We start from the raw sequence: 16,463 nt of genomic DNA on the forward strand, positions 1-16,463 counted from the left end.
TGCCGCCCATGATTAAAGACCCTTTTGCCCGCCTGGGCCTGGACCGCGAAGTCCTCACTGTCAGCCAACTCAACGGCCGCGCGCGGGTGTTGCTGGAAGACGTGTTCACCAATATCTGGGTTGAAGGCGAGATCTCCAACCTCGCCCGCCCGGCCTCCGGCCATGTGTACTTCACCCTCAAGGACAGCGGCGCCCAAGTGCGTTGCGCGTTGTTTCGCAACAACGCCGCACGGGTGCGCCAGGCACTCAAGGATGGCCTGGCGGTCAAGGTGCGCGGCAAGGTCTCGCTGTTCGAGGGCCGTGGCGACTACCAGTTGATCCTCGACACCGTGGAGCCTGCCGGCGATGGCGCGCTGCGTCTGGCCTTTGATGCTTTGAAGGAAAAACTCAGCGCCGAAGGGCTGTTCAGTGCCGACCACAAGGTGCCGCTGCCGGCGCATCCGCGGCGCATCGGTATTATCAGTTCGCCGACTGGCGCGGTGATTCGCGACATCATCAGCGTGTTCCGCCGCCGCGCGCCGAATATTGAACTGACACTGATCCCGACCGCCGTGCAAGGCCGCGAAGCCATCCCGCAGATTGTGCGCGCGCTGAAACTCGCAGACGCACGTGGCTTCGACGCGCTGATCCTGGCCCGAGGCGGCGGCTCGCTGGAAGACCTGTGGTGCTTCAACGAAGAAGCCGTGGCCCGTGCGGTGGATGCCTGCGTCACGCCCATCGTCAGCGCCATCGGCCACGAAACCGATGTGTCCATCAGCGACTTTGTGGCGGACGTGCGCGCGCCTACCCCGTCTGCTGCTGCTGAACTGCTGGCTCCGGACGCCGGCCACCTGGTGCGCCAGGTCGAGAACCTGCACCGGCGCCTGGTGATGCTGATGCGCAATCGCCTGACCCACGACCGCCTGCGCCTGGAGGGCATGGCCCGCCGCCTGCGCCATCCCGGCGAGCGTCTGCGCCAGCAGGCCCAGCGCCTGGACGACCTGGACATGCGCCTGCGCCGCGCCTTCGAGCGTAGCCTCAATACCCGTCGCGAACGCCTGATCCGCCTGGAAACCCGCCTTGCCGGCCAGCACCCGGGGCGCCAACTCGCCCTGCTGCGCCAGCGCCTGGACAGCCTGGCCGAACGCCTGCCCCGCGCGATGCGCGAAGGCCTCAAGGCACGCCGCCTGCAACTACAAAGCCAAGTGCAGACACTACACGTGGTCAGCCCGCTGGCAACCCTGGGCCGTGGCTACAGCATCTTGCTCGACGAACGCGGCCAGGCCATCCGCAATGCCGCGCAAACCCACACCGGCCAGCGCCTGACCGCGCGCCTGGGTGAAGGCCAATTGCAAGTGCGGGTGGAAGACAACCACCTGACACCCGTCACCCTTTCGTTATTGGATTGATCGATGCCACGTCTATTTAGCCTGCTGATGCTGCTGTGCCTCGCCTGCAACGCCCACGCCGACAGCTACATCACCCGCACCTTGAACAAACCCGTGCCCGGCGGCGTCGCCGTGGTCGAACTCGGCCCTGCGGCCGCCGCGCCAAAAGCCACGTACCAGGGCAAGCCGGTGCTGGTGGTGAAAGAACAGGACAACTGGCTGGCAATTGTCGGCATCCCGCTGACCGTCAAGCCAGGCAACGAGCGCATCAGCAGCGGCGGGCGCAACTTGCCGTTTATCGTCGGCTACAAGAAGTATCCGGAACAGCGCATCACCTTGAAGAACAAAAGCCAGGTCAACCCCGACCCGGCGCAGCTCAAGCGCATCGAAGCGGAACTGGCGGTGCAGCTCAAGGCTTACCGCAGCTTCAGCCCCAACCTGCCGAGCAACCTGGTGCTCGATAAACCGGTGAATGGACCGCTGTCGAGCAAGTTCGGCGTGCGCCGCTTCTTCAACGGCGAAGAGCGCAACCCCCACTCCGGCCTCGACTTTGCGGTACCGGCCGGCACGCCGATCAAGACACCGGCGAACGGCAAGGTGATTCTGGTGGGCAACTACTTCTTCAATGGCAACACCGTATTTGTCGACCATGGCCAGGGCTTTATCAGCATGTTCTGCCATATGTCGACAATCGACGTGAAAGTCGGCCAGCAACTGGTACGCGGCGCCGTGGTGGGCAAGGTCGGTTCGACCGGCCGCGCAACCGGGCCGCATATGCATTGGAATGTCAGCCTCAACGATGCGCGAGTCGACCCGGCGATCTTTATCGGCGCGTTCCAACCCTGAATTCTGCGCTGCATCCACGCCGGTGCAGCTCAGTTTGCTTACATTTCCTGCAGGAACCAACCCACCGTGAACACTCACCTACCTAACTACTTACAAGGAGCGTAACAACATTCAAATACTTTGAGGTTCCCCTATGCTTGCTCCCTCCCAAACGTCGATGCAGCGTACCTCGATCCAGCCCCCGGCCCTACCTCCCGCCCCCCCAACACCCGTCGTCAACACCAGCCAACCAGGCCTGTTGCCCGACTCGCCAGGAATACCACCGGAGCAACGCTCAGCACTCGCAGACCATTTCAACGTGAGCGATCAGCAAGCATTCTTCATTCAACACGACTCCCTCACGTACGCGATGCAACGGCTGCAGAACCAACAGCCGAACTTCAAGGATTTCCTACTGCAGCAAATGGCCACAATGTTTGCCGACCAGCCCCATCTCAAACCAACAGAGTTGACCTTCAAGCGCTGGATCAAATTGAGTGATGGCGGTATGAAAACAATCTCTGAACAGCCTCTTCTGGATGCACTGGAGAAAACGATTGCGCAATTGCAGAGCAATCCGGGGAAGCGTACTGACGAAGGCCCCGACATCCTGTCAGGCGTATTCAGCCAAGGCACATCCAGCCAAGAGCCGATACTCATCGACACAACGTATTCGTTAAACGTCATTGCCGAGCGCATCACCACGCAATATCCCCGAACGTCACAAGCCTTCTGGACAACACCACGCCCCTCCAGCCTAAAACAGGGGATAATAAAGGCGCCACAGGACGAGCTATTGACCCTGCACAAGCGCCAACTCTCGACATTAGCGGCACTGCGCGCAAGCGACGGTACCCTGAGCCCGACAGGTAAACAACTGATCGACACGGCACTGCAATACCCAACCCTCGCTGAACGCGAGAAGGTCTTTGCCGATGGAGCCCGTCCTGGTGTGTATCCGCTCACCCTGGATGACGGTACCGAACGCGGTGCTTTACTCGCGGGCACCTTTCTCATCACCCAGACTGACGGGGCCTTCGCCACTTCGCCGACCTGGCCCAAAGGCAGATCCCTGGCGCTTAACGATGCCAATGGCCCGGTCGTGCTGTATACACCCGGTGAAGGATTCGAAGAGTTCGCAACCCCCGCTCAGGCGCGCGAAACGTTGGCGCAACGCCTGGATCAAGGCGGAACAGGCGCCGACCTGCTGTTGCAGACACTACCGCTATCGTTGCAAAACCGGTCCAACCCACCTACCGGGGACGACCTGATGCTCAGCGCCGAGCCTTTGGCAGGAGATGTTCTTGCCGAAGGAATACCTGCAATGCTCAGGCGTCAGCAGGCCGAAATCAACGCGGGCTTTGCTAGTACATCTACCGAGTCCAACCGCCCATTACATCAGACCATTGACGACGCGGCCGACTGGTCCTACCTGCTTGACGGCAGCAATGCGATGCAGGCACGCAACCAGAAACTGGCTGACAGCCTGCAACCCGAGTGGCTGAAAAATCTCACTCCCGCCCAGGAAATGCTTTTTGAGCAACTCGACAGCGCCGAAGCCAAAAGCGCGAACCGGTTGGTCCCGCTGCTTGAGGCAATCCCCTCCCTGGCCGCCTTCGCCCGAGACCAGATGAACGCGGCGATAAAACAGCAGTATCCAACGGCAGAGGTGGATGCCGATCAGTTGATCGTCCAGGCGCAAACCAAGAGCCGCATTCATACCGGCCGCCCAGGGCTGGCTCAGTCGTCCTTCGAAAAAAACACACGCCTGTCGCTGACCGATCTTGCCCTGAAAAACCCCACCGAGTTCGCCGCCGGCGAAACCGCCAAATTTACACTGACAAGCCTGAATCTGCCGCTGATCGACAAGCTGGGCAAACCCATACTGGACGCCGATGGCAACCCCGTGGTCCTGGACACCGACCAGCTCAAGGCAATGGTCAACAGGGCGGATGTGGGCGGTGAGTACACCCGCCTGCTGAAGAATCAGCTGGCGCCGGACGCTGTGTCAGGGGCCGCGGGTGACAGGCGCGTCGCGTGGAATGCGAGCCAGACTGACCAGATGCATAAAGAGGCTTTTCTCGCGGAGCTGAATCCTTCTGCCTACACGGCGGAAGCGAAAGAGGACAAGACATCCAAACGCGCAGTGCAATGGGTAGCGGCTGTGCTGGACTACCCGGACCCGCGCACCCGTCCAACCGTCGACGGCGAAACCATCGTCGCCCATGCCCTCCTCCAGCGTGGCTTGCCTGTGCAGGGCGTGATGGTCATTGGTAACAACAAGGACCCAGAGCGGGTGCTGTACACACCCAATGCACCAGACGGTGTGACCTTTCGAGAAATGGCGGACCAGAAAGCACTCAACCTCCTGCTGGAAAAAAACCAATGGAAACTCTATACCGCGAACCGAAAGTCGCCCGTCGATAAAGATGATGTGGCCAAAGCAATGGACGCACTCAAAGCGCAGGGCACCGATTTCGGCAAGAACCCAGTCGGCGCCATCAACACGCTCGTCCAGGCCCTCAAGCTCACGGGGGACGCCACTACCCTCGCGCCCATGACGGGCAATTTCCAAGACGCGTTATACCAACAACAGGTACAGCTGCTGGTCGATAAAGCCGACCACCAGTCAGTCAGCAGCGCAGAAGTAGCAGCGCAATCGACCACCAACAAGATCCAGTTCGGCATTGAAGTCGCTACGATATTCCTGGACCTGCTGCCGGTGCTCGGCAAAGGCGCGTCCACAGCAGTCCGGTTAGGAAAAGCCGGAGTAACGGCTCTGCGCGCAAACGCAAGATCCCTGCCCAAACTGATCAAGCAGCCAGCACTTGGGCGTGCGATCTATGCTGATTTTGCGACGTCGGCGACGGGCATCCCATTGATTCGCACTTCGCCGCTGCGACCGCTGGCCAAGCCTCGCCTGCCCATAACCCCAGAGCTGCCTGCGAGCGCACCTCCGGTGGCAGGCTCGACCCGCGTTCCGTCCTCAGGTGCGAGCCGTGACCTGAGTCGCTACACCGTGTCGGATTCGTTGATCGAGGGACGACCGCTGAGGCCGGACGGCACCTACAACGTCGGCGACAATTGGTATGTGCGCTTTACCGACAGCACTGGACTGAACAAGGTGTATCAGATCGACTCAGCGTTTCACGCGCGCAGCGGACGGGTCAATATCGTGAATCCCAATGCCTCGCCGACAGCCCCCAAGGGCAATAAAATAGTGGCATCTGTGCAATCCGCAGGAAACGGTGAATGGCGGCTGAATGAACTACCGGGCGGAGACCCGACAGGCAAAGGGTTACCCACGACCGAGTATTTCAGCCGCAGCAACGGCCGCCTGATCGAGGCCGATTTCACCCCACGAACACTTCCGGTGGCCAGGAGTTGGTTCAGGCGGGACGCACAGCGCTTCTATCACAACATGGTCGCAGAGGGCCAAATGCCGCCGCGCCCGCCTCAGCTGACGCTTGCGGCCGACGCATCGCCTGCCGATCTCTTGCGTGAAGCCTATAAAACCAACGACGTTGTCGTGCTGGGCGAGTTGCACAACGAAATCGTCAGTTTTCAGTTGATCAAAGAGCATATGCAGACCCTCAAAGAGGCCGGTGTCACCACGCTCTATCTTGAAAACGTCGAAACCAACGCCGCAGGCCACGTCGTCGATGCGGGCATGGGCAGTGGCCGGCCGCAGGGCGCGTCACCCACACTCTCGGAACTGTCTGAGCTTGCGCGTGAAAACGGTATAACGATAAAAGCACTTGAGCATCGCTACCTGACCCGGCGATCAGATATGCCAGGTTTCTACAATGACGTCGGAGACAACGCGAAGGGGATTACGCGCCTGCAGGAGTTCAACTACTACGCGACTCGTGTTCTGCAAAACCGCAAGCCCGGCGAGAAAGTACTCGCCCTGGTGGGCAGGTCCCATATGAACACGTCTCGCAATGTTCCAGGCCTGGCTGAACTCAATGGCGGTATGGGGATAGGCGTGTACCCGGCGACAACCTCCAACCGGAGTATGATCACCCGCGCTCCCTCAATACCGAGAGATCCCGGGAGGAGCGTAACGGACAGCCTTACCGCCGGGGACTACCAGATTTTCCATAAAGTCACCTGAAGGCTCCGGTTACGCAATGGTGAATGCATCATCATTGCGTACGTCCAATGCGAAATCGCACTCATGACACCTGCCCCTTCTAAATTGCACAGCTCTGGATACCGCCGCAAAAAAATCAATGAAGTCAGGGATAAACCACAATAAATAGCTATAAAATTCAATTTATGAAGAAATCCTATCAATTTTTTCAGACCACTTGCCATCTCCCCTGCCCACGATTAGGGTTGAGCTTATGAAAACCTCTCACACCCTCATTCAGCTCCGCCAGCACCGCAGCCTGTGCCTCGTCAGCGCACGACTGCCAGGCTGAATCGATCTGCCTCGCCCCAAGCTTTCTACCCAAAAACAGTTTCACGGCAGGCCGCCTTTTCTCGGCCCCTACAACAAAGGATTTCCCGATGAGCATGCTCAAAGACCCGTCTTCGAAGTACCGCGCGTTCCCGACCATCGACATCCCGGACCGCACCTGGCCGTCGAAGACCATCACCGAAGCGCCGATCTGGTGCAGCTCCGACCTGCGTGATGGCAACCAGTCGCTGATCGAGCCAATGGACGCGGTTAAAAAGCTGCGCTTCTGGAAGACCCTGGTCGCCGTCGGCGTGAAGGAAATCGAAGCCTCGTTCCCGGCCGCTTCGCAAACCGACTTCGACTTCGTGCGCACCTTGATCGAAGACAACCACATCCCCGAGGACACCACCATCCAGGTGCTGACCCAGGGCCGTGAAGACTTGATCGCACGCACCTTCGAATCCCTGCGCGGCGCCAAAAAGGCCATCGTGCACTTGTACAACGCCACGTCGCCGTCGTTCCGCCGCATCGTCTTCAACCAGGACAAGGAAGGCATCAAGGCCATCGCGGTCAACGCGGCCAAGCTGTTCGTCAAATATGCCGCCCAGCAGCCGGAAACCCAGTGGACGTTCGAATACTCGCCGGAGACGTTCAGCGCGACCGAGCTGGAGTTCGCCAAGGAAGTCTGTGACGCGGTGATCGAGGTGTGGAACCCGACGCCTGAGCACAAGATGATCCTCAACCTGCCCGCCACCGTCGAGTGCGCCACGCCGAACATCTATGCCGACCAGATCGAGTGGTTCGGTCGCCATATCAACCGCCGCGACAGCGTGATCATCAGCCTGCACACCCACAACGACCGTGGCACCGGCGTAGCCGCCACGGAGCTGGGCCTGATGGCCGGTGCCGACCGTGTCGAAGGCTGCCTGTTCGGCAACGGCGAGCGTACCGGTAACGTCGACCTGGTCACTGTGGCCTTGAACATGTACACCCAGGGCCTCGACCCGCAGCTGGACTTCTCCGACATCGACGGCGTGCGCAAAGTCGTCGAGGAGTGCAACCAGATCCAAGTGCACCCACGCCACCCGTACGTCGGCGACCTGGTGCACACCGCGTTCTCCGGCTCCCACCAGGACGCCATCCGCAAGGGCTTTACCCAGCAAAAAGCCGACGCCCTGTGGGAAGTGCCGTACTTGCCGATCGACCCGGCCGACATCGGCCGCAGCTACGAAGCAGTGATTCGGGTGAACAGCCAGTCGGGCAAAGGCGGTATCGCCTACCTGCTGGAGCAGGAATACGACATCAGCTTGCCGCGTCGCATGCAGATCGAATTCAGCCAGGTGGTACAGGCCGAAACCGACCGCGTGGGCCTGGAAATGACCGCACCGCAGATCTACGCCTTGCTGCAGCGTGAATACTTACAAGCCAACACCCCGTACGCGCTGGTCAGCCATCGCCTGCAGGAAGAAAACGGCAACAGCTTTGTCGAGGTGGAAGTCTCGGGCAAGGGCCAGGGCGAAACCAACCTGCACTGGAAAGGCAAAGGCAACGGCGCGCTGGAAGCGCTGGTGGCGGGCCTGCCGATTGGTGTGGAGATCATGGACTACAACGAACATGCGATCGGTGCGGGCACCAACGCCAAGGCGGCTGCCTACATTGAGCTGCGTGTGAACGGCGAGCGTCCGGTGCATGGCGTGGGCATTGATGAAAACATCACTACCGCGAGCTTCAAGGCGGTGTTCAGCGCGCTGAACCGCTCGTTGAGCCAGCAGGAAGCTAAAGCGGCGTAACTGAGCGCTGAAATCTAAAAAGCCCTTGAGTGAGAACTCAGGGGCTTTTTTTTGGCTTGAGATGTGTGTTGCCTGTCAGGGCCTCATCGGGGGCAAGCCCCCTCCCACACTTGGAATGCATTCCCCTGTGGGAGGGGGCTCGCCCCCGATAGCGGTCTATCAGACAAACTGAAAACTATCTGCATCCAGGTTCGCTGGAAACTTGCTGCGATAGGCTGCCAGCTCCGCCGCATCCAGGCAGACCTGAAACACCCCATCCGCCTCCCCCGCACTCAGCAGGGTCTCTCCCTGGAAATCCAGCACCTGGCTGTCACCGGTGTAGGCAAAGCCCTTGCCATCCGTGCCCACGCGGTTAACCGCCGCGACATAACACAGGTTCTCGATCGCCCGCGCGGGCAACAGGCGGTTCCAGTGCTGGCGCCGCGCACCCGGCCAGTTGGCGGTATACAGCAGCAGGTCCGTATCCTGAGCATCGCGACTCCACACCGGGAAACGCAGGTCATAGCAAATCAGCGGGCGAATTCGCCAGCCCTTCAACTCGAACTGCACCTGGCGTTCGCCGGGGGTGTAGTGGTCGTGTTCGCCGGCCATGCGGAACAGATGGCGCTTGTCGTAATGCAGCACCTCGCCGTCCGGTCGCGCCCACAGCAAGCGATTGCGGTGGCTGCCGTCGGCGGCCTGGATGATCACGCTGCCGGTGATCACCGCGTTGTACTGGGCCGCCTGGGCCAGGAGCCAGTGATGGGTCGGACCATTTTCCGGCTCGGCCAGGGTCGCCGACTCCATGGAAAACCCCGTGGTGAACATCTCCGGCAGCACGATCAGGTCGGCGCCCCTGGCCTGCTCCAGCAACAGTTCGAAATGCTCAAGGTTGGCCTGGCGGTCATGCCACGCCAGGTGGGTCTGGACCAGGGCGATATTCAGGTTCGGCAATGCACTCAGATCACGCATAGTTTTTCCGCTGCTTGTTGCAACGTCTCCTCGCGCTTGGCAAAGCACAGGCGCACCAGGCGCTGGCCTTGCGGTGGGTTCTGGTAGAACACCGACACCGGGATGGTCGCCACGCCATGCTCGCGGGTCATCCACAAGGACATGGCGACGTCATCCAGGTCCGGGCGAATCTGTGAGTAATCCACCAATTGGAAGTAAGTGCCGGTCACCCGGGTAAAGCTGAAACGAGACGGCGCCAGCAGGTCGCAGAACAGGTCGCGCTTGGCTTGATAGAACGCCGGCAGCTCATCAACGTGTTCCGGGTGGGCGGCCATAAAGTCGGCCAACGCGAACTGCAACGGCGTCACGCCGCAAAAATTCACGTATTGGTGCACCTTGCGCAGCTCCGCGGTCAGTGCCGGCGGCGCGACCACGTAGCCGGTTTTCCAACCGGTGACGTGATAGGTCTTGCCGAAGGAGCTGACCACAAACGCACGTTGATACAGTTCTTCATGCGCCAGCACGCTGACGTGGGGCACGCCATCAAATACCAGGTGTTCGTAGACCTCATCGCTGACCAGGTAGATATCGCGGTCGCGGATCAGCTCGGCCAGTTGATCCAGCTCGGCGCGGCTGATCAGCGCCCCGGTAGGGTTGTGTGGGGTGTTGAGGATGATCATCCGTGTGCGTGGCGACAACGCGGCCTTGATCTTGTCGAAGTCCAGCGCAAAGCCTTGCAGGCTCAATTGCACATGCACGCAGCGGCCACCGGCCAACTCGACCGAGGGCTCGTAGCTGTCGTAGCTGGGGTCGAACACGATGACTTCATCGCCGCTGCGGATCACCGCCTGGATCGCGCAGAAGATCGCCGCCGTGGCGCCGGGCGTGATGGTGACCTCGCTGTCCGGGTTGACCGTAGCGCCATAGCTGCGGGCGATCTTGGCCGCCACTTGCTGGCGCAGGGCCGGCAGGCCGGTCATCGGTGAATATTGGTTATGCCCGCTGGCAACGTGCCTGCCCACGGCATCGAGCAATGCCTGGGGGCCATTGAAGTCTGGAAAACCCTGGGACAGGTTGAGCGCGCCGGTTTCGGCGGCCAATTGAGACATGGTGGTGAAGATGGTGGTGCCGACATTCGGCAGCTTGCTGGTGATCATCGGAGGCCCCTGCAGGTGAGCCCCAAGTTTTAAGCTGCAAGCCACAGGCGGGTCAAGCGACAAACCATCGCACACAAAAAAGGGCTCCAAAGGAGCCCTCTCTTGCAGCGTGTAGCTTACAACTCAAAGCAGCGCTTATTTCTTGTCGCGGCGCTTCTTGTCGGCTTTCTTGTGGTGAGTCATCAAACGACGCTTCTTGTTCACCTGACGGTCAGTCAGTGTGTTCTTGTTGCCTTCGTATGGGTTCTCGCCCCCCTTGAACTCGATGCGGATCGGCGTACCGACCAGCTTCAAGACACGGCGGTAGGTGTTTTCCAGGTAACGCACGTAGGACTTTGGCACCTTCTCGATCTGATTACCGTGGATCACGATAATCGGCGGGTTGGCACCACCCAAGTGGGCGTAACGCAGTTTGATCCGGCGGTTGTTGACCATCGGCGGGGCGTGCTCGCCCACCGCATCTTCCAGGATCTGGGTGAGGCGGTTGGTCGGCCAGCGGGTAACCGCAGACTTGAACGAGTTCTGTACGGACGCGTAGAGGTTGCCCACGCCGGTGCCATGCAGTGCCGAGATAAAGTGAATATCGGCGAACTCGACGAAGAACAAGCGACGCTGCAGCTCGATCTTGACGAAATCGCGCTCGCTCGGCGTCATGCCGTCCCACTTGTTGATCGCGATCACCAGGGCGCGACCGGCTTCCAGGGCAAAGCCCAGCAAGTTGAGGTCGTGGTCCACCACGCCTTCGCGGGCGTCCATCACAAAGATCACCACGTTGGCGTCTTTGATCGCCTGCAGGGTTTTCACCACGGAGAATTTTTCAACTTCTTCGTGGATCTTGCCGCGCTTGCGCACACCGGCGGTGTCGATCAGCGTGTACTTCTCGTCGTTACGCTCGAACGGGATGTAGATGCTGTCGCGGGTGGTGCCCGGCTGGTCATACACGATTACCCGGTCTTCACCGAGCATGCGGTTAACCAGGGTCGACTTGCCCACGTTAGGGCGGCCGATGATGGCGATCTTGATACCGTCTTTTTCGCTCGGGCCAGGAATGCGCTTGGCTTCCTCACCTTCGGCGACGATCTCTTCTTCGCCTTCTTCTTCCTCAGCGTCATCCTTCGGGAAGTCGCGCAGGGCGATTTCCAGCATTTGGGTGATGCCGCGACCGTGAGCACCGGCGACCGGGATCGCGTCGCCCAGGCCCATCGGGCTGAATTCGGCACGGGCCGCTTCAGGATCGATGTTGTCGATCTTGTTGGCGACCAGATAGGAACGCTTGTTGCGCTTGCGCAAGTGCTCGCCAATCATCTGGTCGGCAGCGGTGTAGCCCGCGCGGGCGTCTACCAGGAACAACACGACATCGGCTTCTTCGATAGCGAGCAGCGACTGCTCGGCCATCTTTTCGTCCATGCCATGCTCATCACCGGAGATACCCCCGGTGTCGACGATAATGTAGGAGCGCCCTTGCCACTTTGCCTCACCGTATTGGCGATCACGGGTCAGACCGGACAAGTCGCCGACAATGGCGTCGCGAGTCCTGGTCAGGCGGTTGAACAAGGTGGACTTGCCGACGTTAGGTCGGCCCACCAGGGCGATTACGGGAACCATGCGGCTCTCCACTTCGTTATTTCAGAAAATACAAAAGCCGCTGCATGGCAGCGGCTGGTGCTCGGGGCAGCATATTCAAATGCCGCATGCCCCGCCGAAGCGGGGCCGCCTGGGTGTTACCCCAAGCATAGTTCTTACTTGATGGTCAGGGCTTCCAGCTTGCCGCTGTTGCCAAACACATAAAGCATGTTACCCACGACCAGCGGACGAGCACGCAGGCCGTCGCTGTCGATACGCTCACGACCTACAAAGCGACCGTCTACCTGGCTCAGCAGGTGCAGGTAGCCTTCGAAGTCGCCAACCGCTACATAGCTGGAGAACACTTCCGGGGCCGACAGTTGACGACGGGCCAGGGAGTCGTTGCTCCACAGTGCAGTGGTGGAACGCTCGTCGACACTTTCAACGGTGCCGGACGCCAGGCTTACGTAGACGCTGCCAAACCCTTGGGCGACACCCGCGTAGCTGGAAGCATCACGCTGCCAGTTGACGCGGCCACTCTGCAGGTCCAGTGCGGCAACGCGGCCCTGGTAAGTTGCGACGTAGAGGGTTTCGCCCGACAGCAGCAGGCCGCCGTCGATGTCCACTACGCGATCCAGTTCGGAACGACCTTGCGGGATGGCCACACGGGTTTCCCAGGCCGGCACGCCGTTCTGGGTGTCCAGGGCGACTACTTTACCGGTCGACAGGCCTGCAACGGCCAGATTGTTGGTCACAACCGGACCACTGGTACCGCGCAGGGTCAACACCGCCGGGGTGCTGTCGTACAACCAGCGTTGGTTGCCGGTAGCGGCGTCAAGGCCGATTACACGGTCGTCCTGGGTTTGCACCACGACGATATCGCCGTTGGTAGCAGGCGGTGCGAGTACTTCACTGGTCACGCGAGCGCGCCATTTCTCTTCACCGGTGCTGGAATCCAGGGCCACGACTTCGCCTTTCAGCGTGCCGAGCATCACCAGGCCGTAACCCACGCCTACGGCGCCGGACACTGGCAATTCGAGGTCTTTCTTCCACTTCACGTCGCCGTTCATGCGATCCATGGAGATCACGACACCGGTCACGTCAGCGGCCACAATGTTGTCACCGTCGATTGCCGGTACCAACATGTTGTAGGTCTCGCCCTGACCGTCACCGATAGAGCGGCTCCATTGCTTTTGCAGGACCACTTCTTCCTTGAAGCTGGTCAGCTCGGCCGGAGGCAGTTCTTTTTTACTGTTGCTGCTGCAACCCGCGGCCAGAACGGCCAGAGCCAGCAATGCTGCATGTTTCCAACGGATCACGTCACGCATCCCCTTTGGCCAAGTCGTCCAGCTTGATTTGTAAGCCACCGACCGCTGCTTCATCAGACAGCGCCGCCTTGGCTTTCTTGTACGCAGCATTGGCTTCGTCGGTACGACCCAATTGGACCAACAGGTCGCCCTTGAGCTCTTCGCGAGTGGCTACAAATGCCTTGTCAGCATCGCCGTCGAGCAGTTTGAGTGCTTCGTCAGCCTTGTTCTGTGCCGCCAATACCTGAGCCAGGCGCTGACGTGCGATTTCACCCAGGGTCGGGTTGGTCGGCTTGTCGGCGATAGCCTTCAGCTCGGTGGCTGCGTCATCCAGCTTGCCGGTGTCGACCGCGACTTTCGCGACGAACAGGCTGCCGTATTGGGCGTAGGTGCTACCGCCGAATTCGTTCTTGAGCTTGCCGGCCAGGTCCGCTACTTGCGCAGGGTCAGGCTTGCCGTCAGGCGTCAACGTGGTTTCCAGCAATTGCTGATAGAGGATCGAGGCGCCCTGGGACTGGTTGGCCTGATACTTGGTCCAGGCTTGCCAGCCGAACACCACCACTAAAGCCAGCAGGCCGCCGGTAACCAGGGGCTTGCCGTTACGCTGCCACCAGTCCTTGAACTCGGCCAACTGCTCATCATCAGTACTCGACACCCCAATACTCCTTAATCGCTAAATTCGGCTGTTCGACAGTTTCAACCCTGCACGACGCAGGTGGCCAAGTGCGCAGCGAGCGCATCAAAGGCAATGTTCTGTTGCTCGCCCTGGCCACGCAGGGGTTTGAAACCTATCACTTGCTGGGCCAGCTCGTCATCGCCAAGGATCAGTGCATACAACGCACCGCTCTTGTCGGCCTTCTTGAACTGGCTCTTGAAGCTACCGGCGCCGGCATTGATCTGCAGGCGCAGGTTTGGCAGTTGGTCGCGCACTTTTTCGCTCAAGGCCAGGGCAGCCAGTTCGGCAGCCTCGCCAAAGGCGCAAAGGTACACGTCCACCTGACGGGAGATTTCTTCCGGGACCTGCTCCAGGGTTTCCAGCAGCAGGATCAGCCGCTCAATGCCCATGGCAAAGCCTACGCCGGTGGTCGGCTTGCCGCCCATCTGCTCGACCAGGCCATCATAACGGCCGCCCGCGCACACGGTGCCCTGGGCGCCGAGCTTGTCGGTGACCCATTCGAACACGGTCTTGCTGTAGTAATCGAGGCCACGCACCAGTTTCGGGTTGATCACGTAAGGAATACCGGCCGCATCCAGGCGAGCCTTGAGGCCCTCGAAGTGCGTGCGGGACTCGTCGTCCAGGTAGTCGGCCATTTTCGGCGCGTCGACCAGTACGGCTTGCGTGTCGGCGTTCTTGGTATCGAGAACGCGCAGCGGGTTGGTTTTCAGACGGCGCTGGCTGTCTTCGTCCAACTTGTCCAGGCGCGCAGACAGGAATTCCACCAGGGCTTCACGGTAGCGCCCACGGGACTCGCTGGTGCCCAGGCTGTTCAGCTCAAGCTTGACCGCATCGCGAATACCCAGCATGCCCCACAGGCGCCAGGTCAGCACGATCAGCTCGGCGTCGATATCCGGGCCGTCAAGGTTGAAGACTTCCAGGCCGATCTGGTGAAACTGGCGATAGCGGCCTTTTTGGGGGCGTTCGTGGCGGAACATCGGGCCGATGTACCACAGCTTCTGCGGCTGGCCACCACCGGTGAGGCCATGCTCGAGCACGGCGCGCACGCACGCAGCAGTACCTTCCGGACGCAGGGTCAGGGAGTCGCCGTTGCGGTCTTCAAAGGTGTACATCTCTTTTTCGACGATGTCGGTCACTTCACCGATGGAGCGCTTGAACAGCTCGGTGAATTCCACGATCGGCATGCGGATCTGTTTGTAACCGTAGTTATCCAGCAGGCGCGCGACCGTGCTCTCGAAGTAGCGCCACAACGGCGTCTGCTCCGGCAGGATGTCGTTCATGCCACGAATGGCTTGCAGAGACTTGCTCACATCAAATCCTTAAATTCGTTCTTAGCCGCGCGCGATAAGCGCTGCGTCAGCCGCGACCTTCTCGGCCGCTTTCTCGCGGATCAGCCTTTCGAGCTCATCCACCAGATTGTCATTCGTCAACTTCTGCGACGGCTTGCCGTCGATGTAAATCAGGTTCGGGGTACCGCCGGTCAGGCCCACATGGGCCTCCTTGGCTTCACCCGGGCCGTTGACCACGCAGCCGATCACCGCAACATCCAGCGGCACCAGCAGGTCTTCGAGGCGCAATTCCAGATCGTTCATGGTTTTCACCACGTCGAAGTTCTGCCGCGAGCAGCTCGGGCAGGCAATGAAATTGATACCGCGGGAACGCAAACGCAGGGACTTTAGAATGTCGTAACCGACTTTCACTTCCTCTACGGGGTCTGCAGCCAGGGAGATACGGATGGTATCGCCAATCCCTTCGGCGAGCAGCATACCGAGACCCACCGCAGATTTCACTGTGCCTGAGCGTAAACCGCCTGCTTCAGTGATACCCAGGTGCAGCGGCTGCACGATTTCCTTGGCCAGCAGGCGGTAGGCTTCTACCGCCATGAACACGTCGGAGGCCTTTACGCTGACCTTGAAGTCCTGGAAATTCAGGCGTTCGAGGTGTTCAACGTGGCGCAGCGCCGACTCAACCAGCGCCGCCGGGGTCGGCTCGCCGTATTTCTTTTGCAGGTCTTTTTCCAGGGAGCCGGCGTTGACGCCGATACGGATCGGGATCCCACGGTCACGCGCCGCATCCACTACCGCGCGCACACGGTCTTCACGACCGATATTGCCCGGGTTGATACGCAGGCAGTCCACACCCAGTTCGGCCACGCGCAAAGCGATCTTGTAGTCGAAGTGAATGTCGGCAACCAGCGGAACCTTGACCAATTGTTTGATGCGACCAAACGCTTCGGCAGCGTCCATGTCGGGTACGGATACCCGCACGATGTCCACGCCGGCCGCTTCCAGACGGTTGATCTGGGCGACGGTGGCGGCAACGTCATTGGTGTCGCTGTTGGTCATGCTCTGTACCGCGATGGGGGCGTCGCCACCCACCGGCACCGAGCCGACCCAGATCTTGCGCGATACGCGACGTTTGATTGGAGATTCGCCGTGCATGA

General features: G+C 60.3%; 11 protein-coding genes. 4 read left to right on the top strand and 7 right to left on the bottom strand.

All coding sequences use genetic code 11. The annotated features are described in order from the left end of the window. The first annotated feature begins 8 nt into the window (after positions 1-8). The 4 genes from xseA to leuA all read left to right on the top strand — a co-directional run bounded on the left by xseA (position 9) and on the right by leuA (position 8,387). Complete coding sequence (xseA, locus tag CXQ82_RS25450) at positions 9-1,388, top strand: exodeoxyribonuclease VII large subunit (protein WP_101272834.1); 1,380 nt, start codon at positions 9-11, stop codon at positions 1,386-1,388. Positions 1,389-1,391: 3 nt separating this feature from the next. Further along, entirely contained in the window at positions 1,392-2,213 is an 822-nt protein-coding gene (locus tag CXQ82_RS25455; protein ID WP_101272835.1) for a M23 family metallopeptidase, read from the top strand. Between the two features lie 298 nt (positions 2,214-2,511). Beyond that, positions 2,512-6,309: a membrane-targeted effector domain-containing toxin gene (locus CXQ82_RS25460; RefSeq protein WP_157832193.1), complete on the top strand. Its 3,798-nt coding sequence runs from the start codon at positions 2,512-2,514 to the stop codon at positions 6,307-6,309. 398 nt (positions 6,310-6,707) lie between these two features. Further along, positions 6,708-8,387, top strand: coding sequence for a 2-isopropylmalate synthase (gene leuA, locus CXQ82_RS25470; protein ID WP_101272838.1), 1,680 nt, complete (start codon positions 6,708-6,710; stop codon positions 8,385-8,387). 159 nt (positions 8,388-8,546) lie between these two features. On the opposite strand, the gene CXQ82_RS25475 is transcribed toward leuA, so the two are convergent. The 7 genes from CXQ82_RS25475 to ispG form a co-directional block, all read right to left on the bottom strand. Then, the gene (locus tag CXQ82_RS25475) at positions 8,547-9,338 is read right to left on the bottom strand and encodes an amidohydrolase (RefSeq protein WP_101272839.1); all 792 of its coding nucleotides are present in this window, start codon (positions 9,336-9,338) and stop codon (positions 8,547-8,549) included. Beyond that, a complete protein-coding gene (locus CXQ82_RS25480; protein WP_101272840.1) occupies positions 9,326-10,474 on the bottom strand; it encodes a pyridoxal phosphate-dependent aminotransferase in 1,149 nt (382 codons plus the stop codon). Before CXQ82_RS25480 ends, CXQ82_RS25475 begins: the two co-directional genes overlap by 13 nt. Before the next feature lie 135 nt (positions 10,475-10,609). Further along, on the bottom strand, positions 10,610-12,079 hold the full coding sequence (der, locus tag CXQ82_RS25485) for a ribosome biogenesis GTPase Der (RefSeq protein WP_053135513.1): 1,470 nt from the start codon (positions 12,077-12,079) through the stop codon (positions 10,610-10,612). A 134-nt stretch (positions 12,080-12,213) separates the two neighbouring features. After that, complete coding sequence (bamB, locus tag CXQ82_RS25490) at positions 12,214-13,365, bottom strand: outer membrane protein assembly factor BamB (protein WP_101272841.1); 1,152 nt, start codon at positions 13,363-13,365, stop codon at positions 12,214-12,216. Continuing rightward, positions 13,358-13,999, bottom strand: coding sequence for a YfgM family protein (locus CXQ82_RS25495; protein WP_101272842.1), 642 nt, complete (start codon positions 13,997-13,999; stop codon positions 13,358-13,360). Before CXQ82_RS25495 ends, bamB begins: the two co-directional genes overlap by 8 nt. Before the next feature lie 41 nt (positions 14,000-14,040). Continuing rightward, on the bottom strand, positions 14,041-15,330 hold the full coding sequence (gene hisS / locus CXQ82_RS25500; RefSeq protein ID WP_101272843.1) for a histidine--tRNA ligase: 1,290 nt from the start codon (positions 15,328-15,330) through the stop codon (positions 14,041-14,043). A gap of 21 nt (positions 15,331-15,351) precedes the next feature. Further along, positions 15,352-16,461, bottom strand: coding sequence for a flavodoxin-dependent (E)-4-hydroxy-3-methylbut-2-enyl-diphosphate synthase (ispG, locus tag CXQ82_RS25505; RefSeq protein WP_101272844.1), 1,110 nt, complete (start codon positions 16,459-16,461; stop codon positions 15,352-15,354). Positions 16,462-16,463: the final 2 nt, after the last annotated feature.

It is taken from the genome of Pseudomonas sp. S09G 359 (assembly GCF_002843605.1).
Taxonomy (GTDB): domain Bacteria; phylum Pseudomonadota; class Gammaproteobacteria; order Pseudomonadales; family Pseudomonadaceae; genus Aquipseudomonas.